The sequence below is a fragment of the Nitratidesulfovibrio termitidis HI1 genome (assembly GCF_000504305.1).
GTDB lineage: Bacteria > Desulfobacterota > Desulfovibrionia > Desulfovibrionales > Desulfovibrionaceae > Cupidesulfovibrio > Cupidesulfovibrio termitidis.
The window spans coordinates 1,639,751-1,661,479 of the sequence record NZ_KI632512.1 but is presented as its reverse complement, the minus strand read 5'-3'; the positions used below and the strand labels follow the sequence as shown (position 1 = coordinate 1,661,479).

30 protein-coding genes and 1 other RNA gene are annotated in these 21,729 nt (G+C 65.0%); 1 reads left to right on the top strand and 30 read right to left on the bottom strand.

The features are described from left to right. Nucleotides 1–10 precede the first annotated feature (10 nt). From DESTE_RS06785 to DESTE_RS06665, 30 genes are all read right to left on the bottom strand, one after another. Complete coding sequence (locus DESTE_RS06785) at nt 11–1,015, bottom strand: major capsid protein (protein ID WP_035066322.1); 1,005 nt, start codon at nt 1,013–1,015, stop codon at nt 11–13. Between the two features lie 21 nt (nt 1,016–1,036). Further along, a complete protein-coding gene (locus tag DESTE_RS06780) occupies nt 1,037–1,384 on the bottom strand; it encodes a hypothetical protein (RefSeq protein ID WP_035066319.1) in 348 nt (115 codons plus the stop codon). 18 nt (nt 1,385–1,402) lie between these two features. After that, nucleotides 1,403–2,398 carry a hypothetical protein gene (locus DESTE_RS06775; RefSeq protein WP_051384356.1) on the bottom strand — a complete coding sequence of 332 codons (996 nt, stop codon included), beginning with the start codon at nt 2,396–2,398 and terminating at the stop codon, nt 1,403–1,405. Nucleotides 2,399–2,538: 140 nt separating this feature from the next. Continuing rightward, entirely contained in the window at nt 2,539–3,849 is a 1,311-nt protein-coding gene (locus DESTE_RS06770; protein ID WP_035066317.1) for a phage minor head protein, read from the bottom strand. A gap of 1 nt (nt 3,850) precedes the next feature. After that, a complete protein-coding gene (locus DESTE_RS06765; RefSeq protein ID WP_035066314.1) occupies nt 3,851–5,434 on the bottom strand; it encodes a DUF935 domain-containing protein in 1,584 nt (527 codons plus the stop codon). A gap of 116 nt (nt 5,435–5,550) precedes the next feature. Further along, nucleotides 5,551–5,961 carry a lecithin retinol acyltransferase family protein gene (locus tag DESTE_RS18680; protein WP_084559393.1) on the bottom strand — a complete coding sequence of 137 codons (411 nt, stop codon included), beginning with the start codon at nt 5,959–5,961 and terminating at the stop codon, nt 5,551–5,553. A gap of 22 nt (nt 5,962–5,983) precedes the next feature. Continuing rightward, a complete protein-coding gene (locus tag DESTE_RS17925; protein ID WP_156925285.1) occupies nt 5,984–6,796 on the bottom strand; it encodes a hypothetical protein in 813 nt (270 codons plus the stop codon). 28 nt (nt 6,797–6,824) lie between these two features. Continuing rightward, complete coding sequence (locus DESTE_RS06760) at nt 6,825–8,306, bottom strand: hypothetical protein (protein ID WP_035066310.1); 1,482 nt, start codon at nt 8,304–8,306, stop codon at nt 6,825–6,827. A gap of 9 nt (nt 8,307–8,315) precedes the next feature. After that, nucleotides 8,316–8,915, bottom strand: coding sequence for a hypothetical protein (locus DESTE_RS06755; protein WP_035066306.1), 600 nt, complete (start codon nt 8,913–8,915; stop codon nt 8,316–8,318). Between the two features lie 13 nt (nt 8,916–8,928). Next, nucleotides 8,929–9,171, bottom strand: a complete 243-nt coding sequence (locus tag DESTE_RS06750; protein WP_007523635.1) for a hypothetical protein — start codon at nt 9,169–9,171, stop codon at nt 8,929–8,931. Next, nucleotides 9,168–9,662 (bottom strand): hypothetical protein, encoded by a 495-nt coding sequence (locus DESTE_RS06745; RefSeq protein ID WP_035066302.1) that lies wholly within the window; start codon nt 9,660–9,662, stop codon nt 9,168–9,170. Before DESTE_RS06745 ends, DESTE_RS06750 begins: the two co-directional genes overlap by 4 nt. Beyond that, nucleotides 9,659–9,940: a hypothetical protein gene (locus DESTE_RS06740; protein ID WP_035069911.1), complete on the bottom strand. Its 282-nt coding sequence runs from the start codon at nt 9,938–9,940 to the stop codon at nt 9,659–9,661. The genes DESTE_RS06745 and DESTE_RS06740 overlap by 4 nt, the downstream gene beginning before the upstream one ends. Beyond that, nucleotides 9,894–10,313: a hypothetical protein gene (locus DESTE_RS06735; protein WP_035066299.1), complete on the bottom strand. Its 420-nt coding sequence runs from the start codon at nt 10,311–10,313 to the stop codon at nt 9,894–9,896. The genes DESTE_RS06740 and DESTE_RS06735 overlap by 47 nt, the downstream gene beginning before the upstream one ends. After that, complete coding sequence (locus DESTE_RS06730) at nt 10,313–11,059, bottom strand: transglycosylase SLT domain-containing protein (protein WP_156925284.1); 747 nt, start codon at nt 11,057–11,059, stop codon at nt 10,313–10,315. Before DESTE_RS06730 ends, DESTE_RS06735 begins: the two co-directional genes overlap by 1 nt. Next, nucleotides 11,059–11,403, bottom strand: a complete 345-nt coding sequence (locus tag DESTE_RS06725; protein ID WP_245590765.1) for a putative holin — start codon at nt 11,401–11,403, stop codon at nt 11,059–11,061. Before DESTE_RS06725 ends, DESTE_RS06730 begins: the two co-directional genes overlap by 1 nt. Nucleotides 11,404–11,532: 129 nt before the next feature. Continuing rightward, nucleotides 11,533–12,498, bottom strand: coding sequence for a reverse transcriptase family protein (locus tag DESTE_RS17570; protein ID WP_198015335.1), 966 nt, complete (start codon nt 12,496–12,498; stop codon nt 11,533–11,535). After that, nucleotides 12,485–12,796, bottom strand: a complete 312-nt coding sequence (locus DESTE_RS17565; RefSeq protein ID WP_084559391.1) for a helix-turn-helix domain-containing protein — start codon at nt 12,794–12,796, stop codon at nt 12,485–12,487. The genes DESTE_RS17570 and DESTE_RS17565 overlap by 14 nt, the downstream gene beginning before the upstream one ends. Before the next feature lie 521 nt (nt 12,797–13,317). After that, nucleotides 13,318–13,785 (bottom strand): helix-turn-helix domain-containing protein, encoded by a 468-nt coding sequence (locus DESTE_RS06720; protein ID WP_035066290.1) that lies wholly within the window; start codon nt 13,783–13,785, stop codon nt 13,318–13,320. Then, nucleotides 13,766–14,131, bottom strand: a complete 366-nt coding sequence (locus tag DESTE_RS06715; RefSeq protein ID WP_035069910.1) for a hypothetical protein — start codon at nt 14,129–14,131, stop codon at nt 13,766–13,768. Before DESTE_RS06715 ends, DESTE_RS06720 begins: the two co-directional genes overlap by 20 nt. Further along, a complete protein-coding gene (locus DESTE_RS06710) occupies nt 14,128–14,622 on the bottom strand; it encodes a regulatory protein GemA (RefSeq protein ID WP_035066287.1) in 495 nt (164 codons plus the stop codon). The genes DESTE_RS06715 and DESTE_RS06710 overlap by 4 nt, the downstream gene beginning before the upstream one ends. Then, nucleotides 14,619–15,068 carry a hypothetical protein gene (locus DESTE_RS06705; RefSeq protein WP_035066284.1) on the bottom strand — a complete coding sequence of 150 codons (450 nt, stop codon included), beginning with the start codon at nt 15,066–15,068 and terminating at the stop codon, nt 14,619–14,621. The genes DESTE_RS06710 and DESTE_RS06705 overlap by 4 nt, the downstream gene beginning before the upstream one ends. A 17-nt stretch (nt 15,069–15,085) precedes the next feature. Next, an RNA gene (locus DESTE_RS17560) (hammerhead ribozyme type II) lies at nt 15,086–15,159 on the bottom strand. Next, nucleotides 15,160–15,450 carry a hypothetical protein gene (locus tag DESTE_RS06700; RefSeq protein WP_035066279.1) on the bottom strand — a complete coding sequence of 97 codons (291 nt, stop codon included), beginning with the start codon at nt 15,448–15,450 and terminating at the stop codon, nt 15,160–15,162. 16 nt (nt 15,451–15,466) lie between these two features. After that, entirely contained in the window at nt 15,467–15,976 is a 510-nt protein-coding gene (locus DESTE_RS06695) for a host-nuclease inhibitor Gam family protein (RefSeq protein ID WP_035066276.1), read from the bottom strand. A 13-nt stretch (nt 15,977–15,989) separates the two neighbouring features. After that, nucleotides 15,990–16,172: a hypothetical protein gene (locus DESTE_RS06690; RefSeq protein WP_035066273.1), complete on the bottom strand. Its 183-nt coding sequence runs from the start codon at nt 16,170–16,172 to the stop codon at nt 15,990–15,992. Between the two features lie 2 nt (nt 16,173–16,174). Beyond that, nucleotides 16,175–16,819 (bottom strand): hypothetical protein, encoded by a 645-nt coding sequence (locus DESTE_RS06685; protein WP_035066271.1) that lies wholly within the window; start codon nt 16,817–16,819, stop codon nt 16,175–16,177. Continuing rightward, complete coding sequence (locus DESTE_RS06680; RefSeq protein WP_035066269.1) at nt 16,816–17,523, bottom strand: AAA family ATPase; 708 nt, start codon at nt 17,521–17,523, stop codon at nt 16,816–16,818. Before DESTE_RS06680 ends, DESTE_RS06685 begins: the two co-directional genes overlap by 4 nt. Next, nucleotides 17,520–19,712 carry a Mu transposase C-terminal domain-containing protein gene (locus DESTE_RS06675; protein WP_035066266.1) on the bottom strand — a complete coding sequence of 731 codons (2,193 nt, stop codon included), beginning with the start codon at nt 19,710–19,712 and terminating at the stop codon, nt 17,520–17,522. The genes DESTE_RS06680 and DESTE_RS06675 overlap by 4 nt, the downstream gene beginning before the upstream one ends. A gap of 27 nt (nt 19,713–19,739) precedes the next feature. After that, nucleotides 19,740–20,015, bottom strand: a complete 276-nt coding sequence (locus DESTE_RS06670) for a hypothetical protein (RefSeq protein WP_035066264.1) — start codon at nt 20,013–20,015, stop codon at nt 19,740–19,742. Continuing rightward, the gene (locus DESTE_RS06665) at nt 20,012–20,437 is read right to left on the bottom strand and encodes a hypothetical protein (protein WP_035066262.1); all 426 of its coding nucleotides are present in this window, start codon (nt 20,435–20,437) and stop codon (nt 20,012–20,014) included. The genes DESTE_RS06670 and DESTE_RS06665 overlap by 4 nt, the downstream gene beginning before the upstream one ends. Nucleotides 20,438–20,701: 264 nt before the next feature. Here DESTE_RS06665 and DESTE_RS06660 point away from each other — a divergent pair, with 264 nt between their 5' ends. Continuing rightward, nucleotides 20,702–21,412 carry a LexA family transcriptional regulator gene (locus DESTE_RS06660; protein ID WP_012612398.1) on the top strand — a complete coding sequence of 237 codons (711 nt, stop codon included), beginning with the start codon at nt 20,702–20,704 and terminating at the stop codon, nt 21,410–21,412. The last annotated feature ends 317 nt before the right edge of the window (nt 21,413–21,729 follow it).

Sequence of the window (21,729 nt, the reverse complement as noted above, 5' to 3'; positions counted from 1 at the left end):
CCCCGCACGCCTAAGCCACCACGATGGCCTTGCAGATGGTTTTGGGGTTGCGGGCAGGCAACGGCTTGGACTGGGCGATGAGGCGGAAGCCCGAATCGCCGGGCAGCGGCTCCGGCACCACGTAGAACGGCGTGGCCGCGTTGGCCGCGCTGATGGAGTCGATGGCGCAGTACCAGACCTTGCCGGGCACGTCGGTGGCGTAGGCCACCAGCGCCTTGGGTTCCAGCTTGTTGGTCCACTGGCCGGTGACGGGATGGGGGTAGGCCTCGTCCATGAGGGTGACGGGAAAGCCGCCGATGACCAGCTTGCCCTGCTCCTGGCCGATTTCCACGCGCAGGCCCTGCCCGCCGTCGGCGGTGCTGGTCCACGCCTGGCAGATGTCCAGCAGCACGGAAAACACATCGGACCCGGCATGGAACGCCACCTTGCCGCCGATGCCCGCCTGACGGATGGCCGTGCGCATGGCCAGCAGCAGGTTGTAGGCCGCGCTGGCCCTGGAATCGCCGGTCAGCATGGCCGCCGGGGCGTGGGTGAGCACCGGGCCGTAGTCGATGACGTAGCTTTCGTGCCCGCCGCCATCGATGCGCGAGGGCCAGTTCACCTTGCCGGTGTACAGCACCACGGATGCCATGGCCTCCGTGGTGTCGCGCACCAGGCGGCGCAGCGAATCCACCTTGCTGGTGCGCCACGTTTCCAGCGCGGCGGCGTTGCCGAGAATCAGCCTGAGGTCGTTCAGCTCCGCCGCCGTCACTTCGATGGACGGCTTGACGGGCTTGGGCGCGATGAGCTGCACGTCGTACCCTTCGCCGCCCACGGCCACGGGCTGGCCGCCGCGCCGCACCACGGGCACGGTGCCCACGATGCGGGTCAGCTCGCCCACGCCCACCACGGCAAAGGGGTGGGTGGGCCGGTCGGGAAAGGCGGTGTCCAGCACCGTGGTGGCAAGGTCGGGCAGTTTGGTCAGCGTGGCCGCGATGGCCTGCGGGGTGAAGATGTTCTTGAGCGAAAGCAGCATGGGAATCTCCTGATTGGGGGCCTAGACGGAATGGATGGTGGCCTGCGCGAGCAGGGCGGTTTCCGTGGCGGTCAGCGCCGCGCCGCCAGCCTTGGTCAGCACGGCGGCCCGCACGGTGCCGTGGGCCAGATAGACGCACGCGGGCAGGGTGGCCGTGTCGCACGGCAGGTCGCACACCCCGGTGGGGGTGGCCGCGCCGTCCCACGGCACCAGCTTGCCGTCGCCGTCGCGCATCAGCACCAGCCCGGCGGGATAGATGCCGTTGTTCTGCTTCACCGCGCCGCTGCACAGCACCGGCGGGTGGTCCATGGTGTGGGCGTGGTCGCCCTTGAAGGAAAAGGTGCCGAGCACGCCTTCGTTCAGGCTCATGGGGGTGCCTCCTTGCGGCTAGATCTTGCGGGAAAGGTCGGCGGGGGCGGCAGCGGTCGGGGCCGAGAAGGCCGGGCCAGCCCCGGCGGGCGGCGCAACCGGTTGCAGGAACGGCGCGGGGGTGCGGCCTTCCAGCTGCTTCCAGAAGCGTTCCTCCAGCGTTTCCTTGCCGCCGTCGCTGAACTCCACGGGTTCGGGCACCCTGGACAGGGCTTCCACCTGAAGGAGGATGTCCTTGTGCTCGCCGGGGGTGACCTTGCCATCGGCGGTCAGGCGTTCCAGCCGGGCCGTGCGCGCGGCTTTGGCCTGTTCGCCCCTGTAGGCGGCGAATTCCTGTTCGGCGCTGGCCTTGCCTTCCTCTGCGGCGGTTCTGGCCGTGTCGGCGTCGGCGCGGGCCTTGTCGCTGGCGGCCAGCTTGTCCTTCAGTTCGTTGTTGGCCGTGGTCAGGCTGTTGACCTGCTGTTCCAGCGCGCCGATGCGCTTCTGAAGATCTTCCATATCCATGCGGGTTCCTCCGGGTGCGGGGTGTTCGGGGGTGTGGGCGGCAAAGCGGATGACGATGGCGTCCGAGCCGTCGCCAAGCTGCACCGGCCCCAGCCCCTTGATGGCGGGCGGCACGCCGCCCAGCAGGCCCACGTGCCGCAGGCGCTTGCCGCCGGGGTGCAGGGCCATGGACACGTACCGATAGGAGCCACTGTGCACGGCTTCGCGCACCGTTTCCGGAACCTGTGCGAGCTGTGCGAACAGATCGGCCCCGGTGCGGCGCAGCGCCCGCACCCAGCCGTAGGCCGGGGAATCGGTTTCCGGGTGGCCGATGACCAGCGGGGCTTCTTCCTGCTGCGGGTCGTAGTTGCGGACGATGGCGTCGAAGTCCGCACTGGTGAACGTGCGCGGCGTGCCCTGGCTGTCGGTCCACGTGCCGGTGCGGGCGATGCGGATCCACGGGTTGGCTTGGGGGGCGGCGCCCTGTGCGGCGTGGGGGATGGCGTCCTGTGCGGTGTTGGGGGTGGGCATGTTGACTCCTTGTGCGTGGCGCGTTACCGAAAAGGTGGAAATGTCGTGGCGGCGTACCCTGAATGCCCTGACCGAGCAGGGGTCGTAAGCAAGGGTGCCGCCTGCCCGGAAGGCCGCGTGACTTCCGGGCCGTTTTCGTTTCAGGGCTCGCGGTACAGCAGCACCCCGGTGCGCTGGGCTTCGAGGTATTCCAGTATTCTCCGCTCCGACCTGTCGGCCTTGGGCATGAAGGCGGTGGTGCCCACCCAGCCCCGCCCGTTGACCAGGTTGCACACGCCGAATCCCCCCACCTGCTTCTCGCCGTCCCGAAACAGCCGGATCATCCGGAGCGTCGTGCATGCCTTGCCCGACAGTTTGGCGGGCACCTGCCAGATTTCCCACGGGGACTTGATGGTGCGGGCCAGCAACAGCACGTGCTGGTCGCGGGCGTTCTTGGAGAGCTTCCAGTCGCCGGTGGCCTTGTCTATGAACAGCCCCTTGCCGATGACCACGGGCAGCTTCACGCCCGGCAGGCGGATGGCCGTGCTGGCGTTGATGTCCGTCAGGCCGAATTCCTTCAGGAAGGCCAGCACGTAGTCCGCCGGGGCAAGGCCGCGCGGCAGGATGTCCGCGTTGGTCACGGGCAGGATGTGGCGGGGGTCCAGGTTGGCCAGCGGGGGGCGGCACGGGTCGTCACCATCCGCAAACGCGGGGCCGCCGCGCCTGCACAGCACGAGGGCCGGGGGAAAGGTAACCGCGCCGTCATCGAGCGGGCCGGGGGCCAGCCCCGCCAGCCAGTCCCGACCGGGGTTGACTGCAAAGCCCCTGTCCGCGCCGGGCATGGCCACGAAGTGCTCCATGCCGGTGGCCGGGTCGGTCCACACCGTGGGGCCGGGCATGTCGCGCCGCACGGTCAGCCCTTCGCGTTCCACCTGCCGCCGTGACAGCGAACGCACCCCGCACCGGCAGCGAAAGCCGTTGGGCGGGTAGTTGGCGTTCCAGAATTCGTGGTCCGCCGGGTAGACCATGCCGTCCAGCGCGGCATGGCTTGGTCGGGTGCGCCGGTCGCCCACGGCGTCGTACTGCCAGAAGGGGCGGTCCTGCACCGTGGCCCGTTGCTGGGCGTAGCGCCCGGCCTGATACGCCTGCTGCACGTTGGTGCGGAACAGGTTTTCCACCCGCCACGCAGTGCCGGACCAGCCCTGCTCTTGCAGGATGTGGCCGATGCGGCCCTTGAACGTGGCCAGCGATTCCCCTTTCTCCAGCGCATCGGCCAGCGCCGTTTGCAGCGCCGCCACCCTGTCCAGCCGGGCCATGCCGGAAACGGCAAAGGCCCGCGTGCGGGCCGCGTCTGTCATGGCCCGGAAGGCTTCGGGCGTGACCGGCACCTTGCCGCGCCAGAAGGACAGCGCCTCTTGCGGCGGCAGCGGATCGACGGTGATGCGGGCGGCGGTGGTGGCGGAACGGGGCATACTACGCCTCCTCGCCCTGCACCGCCGCGCGCCCGTAGGCCGTGGACGCCAGCATCATCTCCGCCAGCAGGTCTTCCAACTGGTCCGGCCCCATGTGCGCGCCAAGGTGCTCGGCCAGCAGCAGTTGCAGGTCTTCCCAGCTTTCGGCGGCGTGCGCGGCCTTCTCAAGTTGCGTGACGGCGGCGGCGTTGGCGGCCATGGCGGCGGGCAGGTGCCGCTGGATGGCGTCATCAAGGGTGGCCTGCGCGGCTGCGGTTGCGGACGGGCGGGCACCGGCGGGGGCGGACGCGAACAGGGGGGAGTCTGCTTGCGCGGACGTGGGTGTGGACGGGGGCCGGGCCGGATCCTCCGCCGGTTCGCGCACGTCGAATTCCTCCGGGTCCAGGCTGTAGGCCCGCTCGAAGTGGGGTTTCTTCCACACCACGCCCACCTCGGACAGGGTCTTGTCCAGTTGCGCCCGCGCCTGAAGGTCTTCCGGCTCGTCGTAGGCAAAGACCGGGGCCAGCGCCGCCGGGCTGTTGACCTGCGCGTACAGCCACGCGATTTCGTTCAGGGTGGCTTCCACCAGTCGGCGGTCTGCCTCGGCAAGGTCGTCGGCCACGTCCTTGTGCGTTTCGGACGCGGCGCGCGAGCCGTTGCGGCCATCCAGTTCCACGGTCAGGGTCTGGCCCATGAGCACCTTGGAAATGGAGGCGTCCCACCGGCGCAGGAACCTGTCGTGCAGGTCGCCCACCTGCCCGGACACCGTTTCCAGCCGCACGTCTGCCCCGTAGGGGATGACGGCCACCGCATCCTGCACCATGCGGGCAAGGTCTTGGGCCATGGCCCGCTTGTCTTCGCGCGTGGCCTTTGCCGGTGCCACGCCCACGGCCCACGGCATGCCGTAGCGTTCCACGAAGGTGGTGTAGAAGGTGATGCCGCCCTTCTTGAACGCCACGGGCCACAGGCAGCGCGACAGCAGGCGCAGCCCGTAGGGGTTGCGATAGGTGGGGTGGTGGCGCGCCACCACGAACTTGCCCACGGGCAGCGGTTCGCCCGTGGCCATGTTGGCCCCGCGCCAGACCAGCTCGTTGCGGTCGTTGTAGCCGAACCATTCCGGCGGGCGGGGGGTGACCTCTGCCAGCCGCCACCAGCCACCGTGCGCTTCCCAGCGCAGTTCCAGCGGCGTCATGCCGTAGAACGGCGCATCGAGGATGCCGGAAATGACGGCGGCCATGTCCCAGCGTTCCATGTCTTCCGTCAGCAGGTCGCACAGCTGGGCGGCGTCCGGTTCCGCATCGCTGCCCTTGCGCTGGCCGGGGGCCAGTGCGTAGTCGCGCCGGTTCAGCACCCGGTTCTTGCGGCCCAGCATGGCCGTGGTCACCTGGTCGTCTGCGGCAAGGTCGTGCAGCACGGCCACGTCGTCGTTGCGGGTGCGCAGCACCGGATCCGGGTCCGGCAGTATGCCGAGGTAGCCCCCGGCAAGGGAAAGGAAATCCCCGGCCCGCTGGCGGGTTGCCAGTTCCGAGGTCAGCGCCTCGGCATCGAACGGGCGGAACGAGCCATCCGGCAGGTACAGGCCGCGCGGGCCTTCATTGGTGGACATGAAAAAGCCTCCTGTCGCTTGGACAGGAGGCTATGCGATGGCGGAGGGGGATGCCGGAGGTGGTGGGCGGTGTGCTGATTAACAATGCTAAGCCGTACGAGTTATCGTTGTTCGCGCTATGAATATTCAGAGTTAATTCTATTTTCTGTAGACTTTGTCTTGACGAAAACAACGAATGCAAATGTGCCCAACAATCCGACTATACCGAGTGCAACTTGTTTACTGGTATGCTTTCCTGTCACGCACCAATTCGCAAAATGTTCACAGTTATTGTATAGCAAATGATAGCGCGGCTCACCAAGCCTCTTGATAGCTCTCCCTACGATATCTATAGGTTGATTTTTTATTTTATGGTTAACCTTAAACCACTGGTTTGACTCGCAAAAATTTTCGATACTCACCTGACATACTACTGGATTATTCGATTTCTTTCCAGAGTAGTGTATTACATTTCCACTTCCACAGTATATGCCATGATGCCAATAAGCTCCCCTCCAAACGCGTATATGGTCTCCAAGGCATAACATTTTTAACCTCCGTATTTATTTACTATGCGCCATGACGGTTCAAGAGCTTATAGAAATGCTTTAAAGTCTCGCGATACGTGTCATCAAGAAACATGATTCCGTCTTGATCTAATATCTCAATGCTTGATATGTTGTCATTGTTAACAACAACTAAAGTCATGCTGCTTGTCCTAAAAAAGGCAGTATACCGCTCTCCGCACATGACAATTTTTAATGTTTCTGGATCTTCAATGTTGGTTGTGACAAGCTTTACAATGCAATCTTTTCCGCTTCTAAACGCAATAGTGTATGCGTCAGCGAATGACGTGGTTAGAACGAGAAGAATAACCGTAAGAGATGAAAAAACGAATGAAAACCAACGCCTCCCCCCTCCTGTCAGTCTTAATATATGCTTAGCCAGCGTCAGAGCTATGGCTACAGTTACATTTGATGCAAATGTTGCAGTGAGAAAAGCACTTCCAGCAAATATACTAAAACCTAAAATACCCCATGCAAATGCCAAATAAAAATTCCACATACCACCACTGCAAAATTCATTTATAGATTTCAATATGCTAGCATGTTTTTTGCTTGATATGTATATTGATATGACGACTGCGTAGACAATAAGAATAAATGTTCCATTTATAGCTCTAAAAAAATTTGCAGCAACGTAGTCTTGAATAGAGAAGTATCCGAATGGAATTCTTCCACCGAGAAGGACAATTAGCCATGTTCCATACATCACCGAATACACAAAAACAAAAGCTATAAAAATACTCACTGCTGCAACCAAGTCTCCAATTGAATCAGCACGAGTTCGATAAAAAGGCATTTTCGTATATTTTTGAGTCACGCTAAATCCCTTTCTTAGTGTATGAAAATCATACAAAAGACGCAGTGGACATGTGTGCTCTCCCCACCGTCTCCACTTCCCACGGCTCTACCGCCCCCAGCGTGGCCTGTGCATGCAGGACCAGCGCCAGCGCCACGGCGGAATCCGCGTGGCGCTGGCCGTTACCGCCACGGTTGCGGGTTTCCGGAACCCTAGGCACGCCGCGCACCATGCGCAGGCTGCGCAGGTCGTCCTTCACGTCCGCATCGCGGGGCAGGACGATGGTGCGGTCTTCCATGCGCGCCTTCACGCGGGGCATGTGCTCACGATACCAGCCCTCCGATAACATCACCTCGGCCACCATGGAAGGCCCCCACGTCTGGCGGGCGTATTCGGCAAGGGCCTGCCCGTTGCCGCGCGCATCCAGGGAGACGCCGCCCCATCGGGGCAATCCGTTGATGAGGTAGGTCAGGATCTGTTCCTGCGTGCGGAACGGGGCGTCGCGCAGTTCCAGCAGAAACGGGGTGGCCATGGTCAGGTCCACCAGTTCCGTCAGCGGCCAGAACACCGAAAGGTCGCCCGAACGCCCAAAGTCGCCGCCCACGTAGTGGTTGCGGTCCTTGGGCAGCAGGGCCAGCAGCGGGGCCACGTGTTCTTCCAGCCACGCGGCCACCATGGCCTCCGCCTGCGGCAGGGGCACATCCACAAAGGTGTCCACCGGGGGCCGCCAGCGCAGCACCGGCACGTCCGCCGCCTGCTCGGCCATGCACCCTTCGATCAGCGCGCCGGGCAGCCAAGCGCCGCCGCTGCGTTTGGGGATGCAGAACAGTTCCTCGTCCGCGTTGTCGCCGTGCCGATGCACGATGTCCGCGCGCCATGCGGTTTCGGCCTGCGGCGACCACGGCGTGCCGAGCTGGCGGCAGATGGCCCTGTACAGGCCGTGGCCCAGTGCATCGTCCAAGGTTGTGCGGTGCAGGGCATAGTCCCACTTACCGGCCCGGATTTCCTGAATGCGCTCGTTGAACAGATTTTCCTCGCCATTGTGGGTGGAGATGACGCGCACCTGCCCGCCCCACATCAAGAGGGCCATGGCCGCCTTCAGCACCTCCTCCAGGTTGTCCACGAAGGCCGCCTCGTCGATGACCACGCGCCCCTGCTTGGAACGCAGGCTGCGCGCCTCTGACGGCAGGGTGACCACCTCGTGCCCGCTGGCGAAGCGGATGCGGTAGACCAGCACGTCGCGGTCCGGGTCGCCCAGCAGGCACAGCCCGTCCTCTATCTGCCCGGCCACCACGTTCAGGGCGCGCGCCCACCATGCACAGTCCTTGATGAACTGTTCGGTCATGTCCTTGTTGTAGGCCAGGTAGTAGGTGGATTGCCCGCCGTGCTCACGCGCCAGCGATGCCGCCAGCACGGCGTCCAGCGCCTCTGCCCAGCTTGCGCCGATACGGCGGGACTTTTCCCACCACTTCACGGGGTGCTTGTCGTCTATCCACGCGCGCTGGTAGCCCAGCAGGATGTCTGCGGACATGGTTGTTTCCTACTTGAGCCCCAACGCTTCGCGCAGGGTTTGGGCGATGTCGGCAGGGATGCCCCGCGTGCGCGCGGCTTCCGCCGTGTCCTCGTCTGGCGCGACGGAACGTTCCAGCGTGGCCAGCAGGTCCAGGCAGCGTTGCACCTCTTGCAGGGCGCGCAGGTCCACCGATTCCGGGCGGGCCAGCAGCATGTACAGGCGGCGCTCCACGGCGGTGCGCACGGCGGCCACGGCATCGGCCCGCGTGCGGATGGCGGGCAGCTCGCCCGTGGCGGCATCCGGCAGGGCCTGCCCCTGCCGGGCGGCCTCCGCCTCTTTCAGGGCCAGCGTTTCCAGCGCGGACACGGCAAAGGCGTTCTGCGCATCCGGCTTGTTCAGCAGGGCCTTCAGCGTTTTCGACCGGGCCAGCACCTTGTCGGCGCGGATCTCGCTTTCGGCCCGGGCCAGTTCCTCTCGCTTTTCGCGCCAGCCGTACCTGTCCGCCCAGCGGCACAGGGTGGAGACGGCCACGCCGGTGGCCGCCGCCACGCCCTCGAAGGTCAGGCGGTCGGAGCAGTACAGCTCCTGCGCGCGCCAGACGGTTTCCGGTTCGTGCTCCCTGCCCATGGTGGCTCCGGGGTCAATCGCCCAGTTCGCGGTTGAGGATGGCCAGCTTGCGGTCGATGCCCTGCAATTCGCCCAGGCGCTCGTGCAGGGCCATGGCCGCGTTCACCACCACCTCGCGGTCGATGGCGGACACTTCTTCCGCAAGGGGCAGCGCCAGGCGCAGCCGGTCGCGCAGGGCCTCGCAATCAAGGGCCACCCGCTGGCGCTGCTGGCGCAGCTCCACACGCTGGCCCATGTACTGGGTGCGTTCGCTCATTTGTTCCCCCGTGCGGCCTGCCGTGCAGCCGGGCAGCTCATGTTGTTTTCGATCAGGTTCACCACGCGCTCCATGGTGCGGGTGTTGCTGACCACCACGTCGGTCAGGTCGTTGGCCATGCGCTCGTACACCTTCACCAGTTCCACGTTGTCGCGGTAATACTGGGCCGTTTCCTTCTGGTGCTCGCCCAGTTGGCGCAGCACGGTCTGCATGTCGGCCCGGTAGGTTTCCAGTCTGCCGGACGCTTCTTCGCGCCGGTTGTCCGATTCGGCCTGTAGCGCGGCCACCATGGCGGCCACGTCCTTGCGGTAGGTTTCCAGCAGCTCGGCCTGCTTGCGGCCACGCAAATGGTCGAGAACCAGCACGGTGATCAGCACGGCGGCAGGCCCGGCAAGCATGATGGCCACAAGGCCCGGCACGCCGAGCTGTTGCAGGATGCCTGCGATCACTTGCAGGGCCTGCACGAGTTTGGTGATGTCTGCGGGGTTCATCGACCCTCCGGAATCTGGCGTTTGTAACAGGCAAGCGCGGCTTCCAGCACTTCGGCATAGGTGCGGTGGATGTCGTCGCGCCGCAGCAGCGCGTCCACGTTGGCGGGCGCGTCAAAGGGCATGGCCCGGTCCACGGGCGGCAGCGCGGGCCGGGGCGGCGCGATGCAGGGCTTTGCGCCCACCACCACCGGGGCCGGGGGCACCACGGGCACGGGCCGGGCCGCGCAGCCGCTACCAAGGGCGATTGAGGCGATCAGCAGCGGCCATGCGCGTGGCATCGTCCACAACCTCCTGACGCTCCGCATCGGTGCGCGGGCGGGGTTTGACGGTGGAAAGGATGGCCGCGCGGGCGGCGGCATCCGTGGCGGTTTTCTGTTCCCGTTCGATGCAGGCAGCGGCGTATTCCGCCTGCGCGTCCGCCGTGGCGTTGGCCTGCCGGGCCACGGCGGCCCAGCGGTTGCCCTCCGTTACGGCGGCGGCAAGCTGTTCCCTTGTGGTGGCGTGCGTGACCTGCTCGGTGCGCAGTTCGGCCTGCACCAGGGCGCAACGCACCCCCACGGCGGCCAGCGCCACCAGCAGGGCCACGGCCACGGCGGCCAGCGCGAGCAGGCGGGGCTTTGGCGAAAGGAAGGCGGTGATGGCGTCGAACATCAGGAACGCCCCCCTTGCGCCGGGCAGGAACCCGCGCCCCAGCCCGCCGCCATGTAGACCGGCTCCAGCACCAGCAGGATGCGCCGGGGGTAGCCCCGGTTCTCTCGGAAGGCGGCGCGACTGCGGCCCGCGTTGACGGTTTCCACGCTGCCCCACCACACATCCGGGTTCAGCCCCTGCGCGGCGGCCTTGCGCTCGTCGCGCGTCAGCCAGCCGGGGCCGCCGTTGTACCCGGCCAGCCCCTTGGCCATCCGGTCGCACGGGGTGGCGGCGCGCACCCGTTGCAGGATCCACCAGTCGTAGGCCACCAGCGCCCGGATGGCCCACGCGGGGTTGAACGGCGCTGGCTGGCCCGTATCGGGCATGACGGTGGGCAGCCAGCGGGCGGTGCCGGGCATGAACTGGGCCAACCCCTGCGCGCCTACGGGCGAAACCGCCCCGGCGCGCCATTCGCTCTCCTGGTGGATCTGCGCGGCAAAGGTGGCCACCGGCGCATCCATGCCGAAGCGGAACCGGGCTTCACGGGTAAGCGTGGCCCGGTGGCGCTGGGCATCCGGCGGGATGGTAACGGCGTGGGAGATGGCGGGGAGTGCGCAGAGCAGAAGCAGCGCGCACAGGATGAGGGGGCGGAGTTGCCGCGCAGGCAAGGAAGGCAAGCGGGCTGCTTCGGGGCTGGACTCTTCCGTCCTGCCCCGAAGCAGGCCACGAAGCCTGACGCGGCATGCGGGGTAAGAACGTCCCCTCATCACAGGCCCAGCCCCACGGCCAGCATGGCCCCCAGCATCAGCAGGGCGCGGCAGATCATGCTCACGCAGGCCATGCCCACGGCCACGGCCAGCACGGTGCCGGGGCCGACGGGCAGCGAAACGCCCATGCGCTCCGACAGCATGGCCCCGGCGCTTGCGGCAAGGGTTACCGCGCGGTCACCGGTCAGCCACTGGTCGGGGCGGCCATAGGGAAACACCCAGCGGGCCAGCCAGTAGCCGCCCACGCTGGCCAGCGTGAGCAGCGAACCCTTGTACATGATGACGGGCAGGTTCTGCGGCGCGAAACGGGCCACGCCAAGCAGCAGCACAACGGCCAGTGCCATGCACCAGCTCATGCGCGGGGGACGGAAGCGGGGAAGTTTTCGGGGGGTAAAACGCATACGATCCTCCTTTTGGGGAGGATCGTAGGGGGAACTGTGAGGATCGTCCGTAAGCTGTGGACGTCAGAGGAATTACTTACACAGCTTGAAGTGTATGTTCTGGATAGTCCTGCAATATTTTTTTCCAAGCGTCGCAAGATATTTCGCCTTGGCACGGTCAAACTGAGACATCTCAGTAATCATCCCTGTCAGCGATGCGCAAAGCTTTTCTTTGTGGCTTTGCCGCATTCGTTTTGCTAATTCTTGAAGTAGGACGCGGGCTTTTGCCATTCGCTTGTGGGGTATTGCAACGCCTGTTCGCGTTACGGAAAGACCCGTTACGATTTTACTTTTTCTGGGTGGGCAGATTCGTTCTTTATGGCATTCGTATCCATATGAATTTATAATACCGCGTATCGAATGCGCATTAATTCGATGGAACTCTCTCCCGGAAAAGACGATGTCATCGACGTAAGCTGTCATGGTAAGGTCACGCTGAGACGCATATTCATAGAGCTCGTCAAACATTTCCTGATTTACGAAGAAAGACAGAATCGGGCTAAGACAAGATCCCGTTGGCAACTTGTCTTCGTAGCAGCAAATATTCGTGAGCAATGCTGAAACGTCAGGTGCGCAATCTAGCGTTTTGTAGAAAAACCGATAAACTGTTCTCCAATTTACGCTCTCGTAAAATTTTTTTATATCGACTCGATACAGGTATAAACAGCCGGAATGGGTTTTTGCATTCGTTGCATACGACTTACATTTTACAGCGGAATGCAGGTAGTCCGGAACATTTATCCTGCTAAGATACTTATGTAATGTACGGTGAATAGCGTCGAGTTCAGGCTTGAGCTGCTGGATTTTTCGAGACTTCCTGGCAAATAGGGGGTGCTGGACAAGCGATTCAGCGGGGAGATCAAAAACCCTGTAGCTATCTGAAGAAACAGATAAAGCTTGCAACTCCCTGACGCTACTATCCAGAAGAGTGGCAAGCTTTTTTTTGGTTTTAAGCTTGAAGAGTGGAGATTGATCTATTGCATATCTATCGCGCGACATGCTGCGTATCACTGCCTCCATCTTCAATCCACTTGAAGATATTCAATACTTTTTGGGCTGCAAAAATACGTGTCTTTTCACTAAAACTGTTTTTGCTCATTTGCTCAGAAAAAAGAAGCAAAGAAGATACGGGGACCTCAAAAACTCTCCCGTACCCTTCCAACAAATCCAAAGATATTTTCTTTTTCCCAGACTCTATTTCAGAAAGATACGACCGAGAAATCCCCAGTTTTTCAGACAATTCGATCTGGGGGACCTTATGAAAAACGCGCAATAAACGTAGAGCTTCGGCAAGCATAGCGACACCATTTTTAAAGAGTCAGAGAGGGTTAGCCCATCCACGACGTCACGATTTCTACAAGCTTGTCGGCGCTTTTGGCGCAATCAACGAGCAAACGTAGAGCTTGCACGAGAAAGAGCCACGTCTTTGGCTTGCAGAGTCGCGCGGCTAGTCGCTTCAAAAGCGGCTTCCGAGCGGGCAAAAGCTGTTCAGTGTCCATCTTAGTACCTCCTTGTCAGATTACCGCTTGCGCGGCCTCTCCTCTGACCGAGGCTCAATGGACCGGGGGAGCTCGGAAGTTTGTTCCCTCTCTGACGTTCCGGCCGACTCTCAGGCCGTCTTAGTTCGGATGCGGACGGGTGGTCCGGCGTGCCGCGTTCGACGTGCGACGAGGATCAGCGTTTAGGGATAGGGAGTTAAATCTCCCCACGGGGCCGATGGCCCCACGATTCAGGAGAGTTTCGCCCAACCTTTGCCTGAAGTGGACATTAAATCTACCTCCGTCGCCAAGTCAAGACAAAATGTCGCTGCCAGCGACATTAATTTTCCCAATCCTCCATCATGGCCCGCACGTCCTCGGCGGGGACGCGCACGGGCGGATCCTTCAACCGCCGCAGCCTGCCCTCTGCTATCCAGTTGTATATCTGACTGGAGCTGGCGTTCAGGCAGTAGGCTGCCTGGTTCACGTTCAGCAGGCGCAGCCGGGTCACCATCTCCTGCGGGGTGAGGGTGTAAGGCAGTTCCCTGCTGTACGGGTAACGGATGGGCAGCGGCGGCGCGAAGCCTTCGGGGCGGTTCAGGCTGCACCGGCGACCGCAACCGATGCACAGGAACACGTCCGCCCGGTGGAACCAGTACGGCCCGCTGGCGCGCCGCGTTGCGCCGGGCGTGGGCAGGGGCGCGCGCGGGCAGCGCAGCCGCTCGTACACCGCCGCCTCCACGGTGCCCTGATAGGGCCGCCAGCCGTGCCGCACCAGCTTCACCACGTCATCTATCAGCGTCGCCATCCGTTTCCTCCGTCGATTGGCCCGCAAGGGCAAGGATGTCTCGTGTCTGCGCCGCGAACATGGGCTCGCAGCGGTCGCACAGGCCGGAGCCGCGCGACAGGCACCGGGCGCAGGCGTGCCGGCGCAGGATGCGTCCGATGCTGGCCGCGTCGAGCCCGGCGGGGCGGGGTTGCCGCAATGCCTGCCGGATGCGCTCGCCCTGCCTGTCCATGTCGCCCGCGTAGCGCCCGGCCAGCACCTGATAGACCGTGCCGCGCGGCAGCCCCGTGTGCTTGCAGAACCGGTGCGGCGTTCCGTAGTGCTGCCGGATGGCCGCATCGAGCGCCGCGCGTTCCTCGTCCGTCACGCGGTGGCCTCCGCCGCATCCTGCTCCCGCCGGTCCCTGGCCCGCAGGCGCGCTTCCAGATCCCTTGCAAGGGTGCGCAGGTTGCCCTCGTCGTCCAGCCAGCGAAACGCCTCCACGCCAAAGGCCCGCTGCACGCGGGTGTCCAGACTGGTCATGTCGTAGCCCAGTCTGCGCCACATGGCCGCGATGCCGCGCTTGCGGGCGGCCTGCGGCCCTTCGGGAATCTCGTACCAGTCGCTGCGCCGCCCGGCGGCCTTCACCTTGTACGGTTTGCCTTCCCGTGGTGCCGCGCCGGACGTGAACCGCGCACCGCGCTGCGCCAGGTGGTCGCACAGGCGCACCAGTTCCGGCGCGGTCAGCTCGGCCCGCGATTCCTTGCCGAACAGGTTGCGCAGCATCTCGCGCAGGGTGTCGGCATCGATTCCCAGCTGCTTCACGCCGATGGAGGACTTGCCCAGCAGGGCCTTGCGATGGGCGGCGTTCGTTCTCATTTCGGGTGACACTCCTCGGCGGGCACCAGCACGGTGCCCCGCCCGTAAAGATGCACGGCCACGTACCAGCGCCCGTCGGCCCCCAGCACGGGAGCCTCGCTGGCGATGCGGGTCACGTCGTGCAGGGGGTATTCGTCGGTGCCGCCGGTGCGCACGGCCACAAGGCGCTTGCGGGACAGGTGGTCCGGTCGTGGCGGCGGCGCGGCGTGGCGCAGATCCACGCCAAAGATGTGGTAGGCCAGCAGCGCGGCAATCTCGGCCACGGTCAGGAAGCGCCCGGTGCCGTGCAGGCCGTGGGGGGCATCCAGCCACTTGCGGCCCATGCGCAGGCGGTACAGCCCCTGCGGGCCGCCCCATTGCGCTGCGGGAAAGAATTCCACGGTGCCCGACCCGATTGCGCCGTTTCTGACGCAAACAGACGCGCATTTCTTGCGATGTTCGGCCATGCCGTTTCCTTTGTGCGGGGTGGCTGCTCGTCAGGCCCGGCGCGCCACCGCCGGGCGACCGCCCCGCCGCATGGACGGGGCGGTTTCGCATTCATCGCGCCTTTTCCTTGTGCTTTGCGCCGCGCTGTTCCGGTTGCCACCAGTGCTCCAGACGCAGGGTCTTGCGCACCGCATCGGCGGGCAGGCCCGACGCCACCAGCAGTTGCCCCGCCTCTCGCCGGATGGTGCGCGTCACGTCGGCCTTTTCCCGCACGGCCCGCGCCTTGAATTCGGTGTTGCGGGCCAGTTCCGGCATGTCGCCGGGGTCCAGGTTGGTGTTGCGCAGCACGCGCTGGGCGTAGAGCCGCGCGTAGCGGGGGATGTCGATGCTGTCGTGGGCCATGTCCGCCTCCGGTGCGTCAGGCCGCGCGCTCCACGTCCTCGCGCGCGATCTCGATGTAGAAGTCGTCGGTGATGTGCCGCTTCAGGCCCACCAGTTCCAGCTTCGAGGCGGGCCAGCCCGCCGCCACTTCCTTGTTGACCTCTTCCTTCACCCGGATGCCGTCGAGAAAGCCCAGCTCGCGCAGGCGTTCCAGCGTCATGGCCACCGTTACCCTGGACACCTGCTTGAGCTTGGTGGCCTGCCGGAAGCCGACGACGCCGAAGCCGAGGTCGATGCTCTTGCGGTCCATGAACAGTTCGGCCTTGTTCAGCGTGGCCCACGTGGCCACCGCGTTTTCAAGATCTGCCCGGCGGGCCAGCAACGGGGCGCTGGCCTGGCTGGCGGCAGCCTTGGCCGCGTCGATGGCCGTGTTCATGTCCGTTTCGATGCCGGTCAGCTTGCGGTCGATGACCGCGATTTCCGCCAGTGCGCCTTCGGCCTGTGGGCGGTCGGCGATGATTACCGGGTTGGGCTTGCGTCGTGCCATCAGTGCGTCTCCTTTAGTTTTCCGCGTCCTCGGGTGCGCCGGGCACGGGGAACATCTGCTCCATTGTTTCAACCTGCCCGGCCGCCGCATCCAGTTCGTTCTGGATGCAGCGGATGAGGCCCCACTCGTCGTCGCTGACCTTCCCGGCCAGCACGCCCAGCGCCAGCCGGGCATCCCTGATCTTGTCGGCCACCATGGTCATGCCTCCGTGGCGGGCGGGGCGTCGGCCCCGTTTGCGGTGGTTGTGATGGGGAACCGTGCGACAAGCACGGCAAGCTGTTGCTGAATCCTGCGCCGCGTGGCGGGAACGTCCGGGTCTTCCAGCAGCAGGATGCGGCAGAGCTGGGCAGTGGCGCGGCGTTCGGCTTCGTAGCGGTCGGAGACTTCCACCGGTGGGTACGGGGTCTGGCGATGCTCGCGGCCTTGCCCGGTCACGCGCCACAGCGTGGTATTGCCCTTCCGTCCGCAGGTGATGATGAGCCCTTCCCCTTCCAGCCAGCGCAGATAGCGCCCCACGGCGGTGGCATCCACGCGCGCGATGAGCGCGATGTCCTGCCGGGTCCAGCCTGCGTCCTGCACCCTGATGGCGCGCCACATGCGCGTGCACCCGTCACCGCGTCGCACGGGCTTCCAGTCGGCCACCCGCGCGAATGCGCCCCACCCCGCCTTGCGCAGTTCGCCGCGCCGCACCATCTCGCGCAGCCTGCGCCGCAGCACCTGCTTCTGGCTTTCGGTGGTCAGGCCAAGGACGGCGGCAAGCTGGGGCGCGGTCACCACCTCGCTGCCCTTGGGGCAGAAGGACCGCAGCGCGGCGCGCAGGGTATCCGTGGCGTCATTGCTCATGCCTGCCTCCGCCCGGCGGGCAGCGCCGCCTTGACGAGGGCCGCATCCACCGTGCCGGTATTCTTCGCGCGGGCGGCGGATTCCACCGACAGCAGCAGGTTGTGAACCCGGCGGAAGTTGCCCCTGGCCTGCTTGTGGATGAGCGCGGCGGCGTCGGTGGTCAGGGCAAGGTCGGCCCCTTCCATGGCGTACAGGGCCACGTCCTGCGTGCTGATGCCGGTGAAGGCCACCCGGTATTCGTCGGGAATGCGGTCGTCGATGCGGCTGCGCTGCGACAGCTTGCCGGGCAGGTGCTGCTCGCCAATGAGCACCACCGGGCAGCCGGACATGTCGTGGATGTCGCGCAGGTCTTCAAGGCGGCGCAGATCCAGCCGGTCGGCCTCGTCCACGTAGATGGTCACGGGTTCGGCATCGAGGGCGCGCAGGATTTCGGCGCGGCAGCGGTGCGCGCCGTGGGGCCGCGCCTCCACCAGTTCCCAGCACAGTTCCTGTAGGAAGGCGTGCTGGGTCATGCCCTCCAGCACTCGCAGAAAGGCCCCGCCGTGCTGGGCGTACATGCTGTGCGCGGCAATGGTCTTGCCCACGCCCGCCTCGCCCCACACCGCCACCATGCCGGGGCGGCCGCGCTCGGCGTCTTCCGCCTGCCGCAAGGCCCGGCGCAGGCGGGCCACGTTGTCCGTTTCGATGAAGATGCCCTTTTTCATGATGCGCGAGCCTCCATGGCCGCCATGCGCGCAATCAGGCGGCGTTGCTGTTCGTAGCGGGGCAGGGCCACCTCTAGGTATTCGTCCGATTGCTCGTACTCGGCCTTGAAGGTGGCGTCGGCCTCGGTCAGGGGCAGGCCCTGAACCTCGGAAATCTGGAAAAGGAACTCGTAGCGGTCGAGCTGCGAGGCGAAGAACGACGGGGCCTCGTAGGCCGGGCGGGCCGCCATGCGGGCGCGGTGTTCGGCCAGCATGGCGTCGTGGGCGCGGCGCTCGTCGTCGGTAACAGTGGGGATGGGCAGTTCGCGGCGGGCAGGCACCGGCAGGGCACGTTCGCCTTCGGGCAGCGCCGCCGGGTTGTCGCTGGCCAGTTGCGCCATGCGCTGCCGGTGTTCGGGGATGACCACCGCATCCAGCAGCGCCCGCGAACTGGCCCCGGCCAGCTTCTCCTGCTCACGCCGGATGGCGAGGGCGTCGGCAAGCTGGTCGCGGTGTTCGCCTTCGCCCAGGTAGTAGGCGGCGGGATGCAGGGTCTGCATCTCCTGCGCCTCGGCAAGGAAACGCCCGTCGGTGGCGTACACCAGCACGCTCTGCGGGCGCTGGTCGTCGTAGCGCACCACGACCGCGTGTTTCTTACCGTACAGTTCCGGCGCGTAGTAGCGGCGACCAAGCAGGCGCACCGTGCCGCCCCGGTCGATTTCCCGCACCTCGCGCGAGAGCATCCACAAGTTCAGCCGGTTCAGGTCGTCGGCGGTCAGGCCCGGCCCGCGCCCGGCGCTGAAAATTTCGTGCGGGGTGCGCCCGGCAAGGTGCCCGCGCTGCGGACGCAGCACGTAGGCGTCGAAGAAATGGGCGATGGCCGCGTGGGTTTCCTGCACCGTCAGCGGGCGTCCGCCGAGGGCGTCGTACAGCTTGCGGTGCATCGCCTCGCCCCGGTGCATGCGGGCGGGCTTGGTGTCGATGCTGCGGCCCGTGTACGAGGGCACCCAGTTTTCCAGTTCGTGGAAGGTGCCGAAGAATCGTTCGATGGGCTTGGACTGGCCGTGGTAGGCCCATGCGTGAATCACCTGCACGCCCAGGTCTTCGTACAGGCCCACGATCCCGGCCTGCCGGAAGTCGGCGCAGCCCTTGAAGTGCTTGGCGCGGAACGCCTTGCCGTTGTCGAGGTAGGCGATACGCGGCACCTTGCCGAGGCGAATGCAGGCCCGCCGCAGGGCGGCGCTGATGCTGGCCGTGTTCTCGGTGGGCATCAGTTCCCACCCCAGCGGGTAGTTGCTGGCCCCGTCGAACCACAACACCATGGTCATGCGGCAGGGCTTGCCCGTGTCCGGGTTGGTCGTCTCGAAGTTCAGGGTGTGGCCGTCGGCGATGAGGATGTCGCCCACCTCCACCAGCCCCCAGTTGCGCTCGAACCAGATGGCGGCCTTGTCGTTCCACGCCTTCTTGCCCTCGCGGATGAAGGTCCATTCCGCGTAACAGTCGCCCATGTACTGGTTCAGGAAGCGCCGGATGGTGGCGTCGGACGGCACGTGCAGCCCTTCGGCCTTGCAGAGCCCGGTTACCTGATTGCAGACGTAGCTGATGGCCGGGTTGTTGATGTGCAGCGCCTTGCCGAGGATGATCTGGCGGTGCCGCTCGGTAAGCAGCGACTTGCCCCGGTGGGCAAGGCCGCGCTTGTCCGCAATGGCCATCAGGTCGCCCGCGCGGCGCTGCTGCACCTTCCAGCGTTCCAGCGTCTTCCAGCTGACCGGCCCCACCGTGGCCAGCAGCTGCGGCCACGCGCCGCCGTCGTACGCGGCAAGGAAGTCCGCCCGGCTCTGCACGGACTTGCCGTGCCTGCGCAGCCAGTCGAGATACAGGCGCACGAGGTCCAGCCGGGCAAGGGCAAGGGCGCGGCGCTTGGGGTCGAGCGGGGTGGGTGCGCCGGGTGAGGTTGTGGAAGGGGCGGAGGTGATGGCCGGATGGTCCGACGCCGCAGCCGCCACGGCGGTGCGTTCTTCCGCCATGCGCACGGCCAGCGCCGTGCCTTCCGGCATGGAGACGACCAGCCATTCGTTGCCGCCGCCACGCCCCGGCCTGCGCCGGGCCTGCCAGCCTTCGCGCCGGGCGCGCATCTGGACGGCGCGGTCGGTGACCCCGAGCGCGGCGGCCAGTTCGCCTGCGGTGTATGCGTCCTTGAAGGTCTTCATGGTTCGGCCCTGCTGGTGCGGGGGGCGCTACGCGGCGTCCTGCCGTTCGGGTTGGGTCAGGGGTTGCGGCTGGGCCAGCTTGCGCGGGTCGAACAGGTATTTTTCCGGCACGCCAAGGTCGCGCAGCGCGTCGAGCACGCGGGGGCTGTGCAGTTCGCCGCGCACGGTCTTGGCCACGGCTTCGCCAGACAGGCCGATAAGGGCGGCAAGGCTGCGCATGGTATGGTTGCGCCGCCGCAGTTCGCGCCTGATGAAATCGGAAGCGTCACCGCGTCGGTGGCCGCAATCGGCTCTGGTCATCATAGGGTTTCCTCCAGTTGTCTCCGGCGCTTGCGCGCCAGTTTCTCTTCCTTCACGGCCCGTCCGAAGTGTGCGTCGCGCAGAATTTCGGGCGTGAGGATGCCCAGCCCGAAGGTGCGCAGGATGGCTTCCAGCGGACCGAAGTCGCCGGTGGCGTGGCAGAAGACCACCATCGCCAGAAGCGAAGGCGTGTGGTCGCGGTCGTGCGGGGCCAGCCACTTGTCGAGCAGGTCTTTGGAAATGACCCTGGCGTTGCCCCGCGTAAGCCTGAGGTTGTGAGATCTGGCGATGGCGTTGATGCGGTCGACGAGCAGCTTCCGGCCTTCCGCGCTTTCACCGGCGGCGCGGTTCATGGCCGCACGCACGGCGGGGATCACGCCGGAAAGATTGGGAGTGCTGTCGTCGAAAAGGGTGAGCTGCCGCATATCGCCGTCCGCGTTCTGGTCCGGCAGGGGGTGATAGCGTCCGAACGATATCAGTCTACTGCCGTTGACCGTGGTAAACAGGCGGGATAGGTTGCGCGCTGGATAGTAATCACAACCGCCCGCAAACCTGATTTACAGCTTTAGATTTAAAATTTCAACCCGAAATTCACTTCGGAGTTTAAATTTTACGTCTTTGGTGTAAGGCCTCGGATTTAAACGAGGAGCGGTTCGCGCGGCGTTTCGCAGTTCCATTCGGAGTTCGCCATGCAGACCGCGAAATCGTTCGAGGCCATATTCGAGCGGCTCATGAAGGCAGCAGGGGTCAGAAATGATTCCGAATTGGCCCGCGCACTGGGCATCACGCCCCAGTCGGTGAACGGGGCGCGCAAGCGCGGGGAAGTGCCTCCGGCGTGGGTTCAGTCTTACGCTGAAAGAACCGGCACCAGCAGCGACTGGCTGTTCTTCGGGCGCGGCCCCATGCGCGTGGAGGAACAGGCCCAGGCCGCGCCTGCGGGCAAGTCGGCGTTCGGCCCGGAAACTGTGACCTGCGCGGACTGCGAGCTGGTCATGGTGCCCATGGTGGAGGCGCGGCTTTCCGCCGGTAACGGCAGCTTCGAGGTGGGGGCCGATGTGGAACGGCGCTACGCCTTCCGCACCGACTTCCTGCTGCGCAAGGGCTCGCCGTCGAGCATGGTGCTCATGCGCGTCGATGGCGACAGCATGGAGCCTTACGTGCTCAACGGCGACGTGGTGCTGGTCGACCAGAGCCAGCGCGATCCGCGTCCGGGCAAGGTCTACGCCGTCGGCGTCGAGGAACTGGTCTACCTGAAGGTGGTCAACGCCTCGCCCGGAAAGCTCGTGCTGACGAGCTACAACGCCAGCTACGCGCCGCTTGAAATCGACGCGCGCGGCGACCTCGCGGACGGCGTGCGCATCATCGGGCGGGCCGTCTGGGTGGGCCGCGAACTGGGCTGACCACCGCCGCCGCATCCGTGCGTTGAACGCAAAAACGCCCCGGAAATTTGCGCTGCTTTTGGCGCAAACTCCGGGGCTTTCGTTTCTCAAGTTTCGTGGTAATCACCACGGCAAACGGCGCGTCGTTCTCAACTCATCGCGTGACGGCATCCGCACGGCTGCATCGCCCGCCTTCCCGCGTCGTTCCTACATTCTTCCTGCATCCTTCCGATTCGATCCAGGCCCTGCGCCATTTCTCAACTGTCCTGCCCCCCTATAAGGAATACCCTGGTGGCAGTCCAGGTGAAAGCAGAGGGCGCGGGGCTTGGTTCCGCGCC

Coding starts and splice junctions, on each gene's coding strand:
- DESTE_RS06665 (WP_035066262.1), bottom strand. CDS start 20,437: ATGCGGCAGCTCACCCTTTTCGACGACAGCACTCCCAATCTTTCCGGC.
- DESTE_RS06710 (WP_035066287.1), bottom strand. CDS start 14,622: ATGAGAACGAACGCCGCCCATCGCAAGGCCCTGCTGGGCAAGTCCTCC.
- DESTE_RS17565 (WP_084559391.1), bottom strand. CDS start 12,796: ATGCTTGCCGAAGCTCTACGTTTATTGCGCGTTTTTCATAAGGTCCCC.
- DESTE_RS06750 (WP_007523635.1), bottom strand. CDS start 9,171: ATGAGCGAACGCACCCAGTACATGGGCCAGCGTGTGGAGCTGCGCCAG.
- DESTE_RS06740 (WP_035069911.1), bottom strand. CDS start 9,940: ATGCCACGCGCATGGCCGCTGCTGATCGCCTCAATCGCCCTTGGTAGC.
- DESTE_RS17570 (WP_198015335.1), bottom strand. CDS start 12,498: ATGTCGCGCGATAGATATGCAATAGATCAATCTCCACTCTTCAAGCTT.
- DESTE_RS06785 (WP_035066322.1), bottom strand. CDS start 1,015: ATGCTGCTTTCGCTCAAGAACATCTTCACCCCGCAGGCCATCGCGGCC.
- DESTE_RS06675 (WP_035066266.1), bottom strand. CDS start 19,712: ATGAAGACCTTCAAGGACGCATACACCGCAGGCGAACTGGCCGCCGCG.
- DESTE_RS06725 (WP_245590765.1), bottom strand. CDS start 11,403: ATGGCACTGGCCGTTGTGCTGCTGCTTGGCGTGGCCCGTTTCGCGCCG.
- DESTE_RS06730 (WP_156925284.1), bottom strand. CDS start 11,059: ATGAGGGGACGTTCTTACCCCGCATGCCGCGTCAGGCTTCGTGGCCTG.
- DESTE_RS06695 (WP_035066276.1), bottom strand. CDS start 15,976: ATGGCACGACGCAAGCCCAACCCGGTAATCATCGCCGACCGCCCACAG.
- DESTE_RS06775 (WP_051384356.1), bottom strand. CDS start 2,398: ATGCCCACCCCCAACACCGCACAGGACGCCATCCCCCACGCCGCACAG.
- DESTE_RS06770 (WP_035066317.1), bottom strand. CDS start 3,849: ATGCCCCGTTCCGCCACCACCGCCGCCCGCATCACCGTCGATCCGCTG.
- DESTE_RS06735 (WP_035066299.1), bottom strand. CDS start 10,313: ATGTTCGACGCCATCACCGCCTTCCTTTCGCCAAAGCCCCGCCTGCTC.
- DESTE_RS06680 (WP_035066269.1), bottom strand. CDS start 17,523: ATGAAAAAGGGCATCTTCATCGAAACGGACAACGTGGCCCGCCTGCGC.
- DESTE_RS06745 (WP_035066302.1), bottom strand. CDS start 9,662: ATGAACCCCGCAGACATCACCAAACTCGTGCAGGCCCTGCAAGTGATC.
- DESTE_RS06765 (WP_035066314.1), bottom strand. CDS start 5,434: ATGTCCACCAATGAAGGCCCGCGCGGCCTGTACCTGCCGGATGGCTCG.
- DESTE_RS06755 (WP_035066306.1), bottom strand. CDS start 8,915: ATGGGCAGGGAGCACGAACCGGAAACCGTCTGGCGCGCGCAGGAGCTG.
- DESTE_RS06720 (WP_035066290.1), bottom strand. CDS start 13,785: ATGGCGACGCTGATAGATGACGTGGTGAAGCTGGTGCGGCACGGCTGG.
- DESTE_RS06780 (WP_035066319.1), bottom strand. CDS start 1,384: ATGAGCCTGAACGAAGGCGTGCTCGGCACCTTTTCCTTCAAGGGCGAC.
- DESTE_RS06700 (WP_035066279.1), bottom strand. CDS start 15,450: ATGGCCCACGACAGCATCGACATCCCCCGCTACGCGCGGCTCTACGCC.
- DESTE_RS06685 (WP_035066271.1), bottom strand. CDS start 16,819: ATGAGCAATGACGCCACGGATACCCTGCGCGCCGCGCTGCGGTCCTTC.
- DESTE_RS06660 (WP_012612398.1), top strand. CDS start 20,702: ATGCAGACCGCGAAATCGTTCGAGGCCATATTCGAGCGGCTCATGAAG.
- DESTE_RS06690 (WP_035066273.1), bottom strand. CDS start 16,172: ATGGTGGCCGACAAGATCAGGGATGCCCGGCTGGCGCTGGGCGTGCTG.
- DESTE_RS18680 (WP_084559393.1), bottom strand. CDS start 5,961: ATGTTATGCCTTGGAGACCATATACGCGTTTGGAGGGGAGCTTATTGG.
- DESTE_RS06760 (WP_035066310.1), bottom strand. CDS start 8,306: ATGTCCGCAGACATCCTGCTGGGCTACCAGCGCGCGTGGATAGACGAC.
- DESTE_RS06705 (WP_035066284.1), bottom strand. CDS start 15,068: ATGGCCGAACATCGCAAGAAATGCGCGTCTGTTTGCGTCAGAAACGGC.
- DESTE_RS06670 (WP_035066264.1), bottom strand. CDS start 20,015: ATGATGACCAGAGCCGATTGCGGCCACCGACGCGGTGACGCTTCCGAT.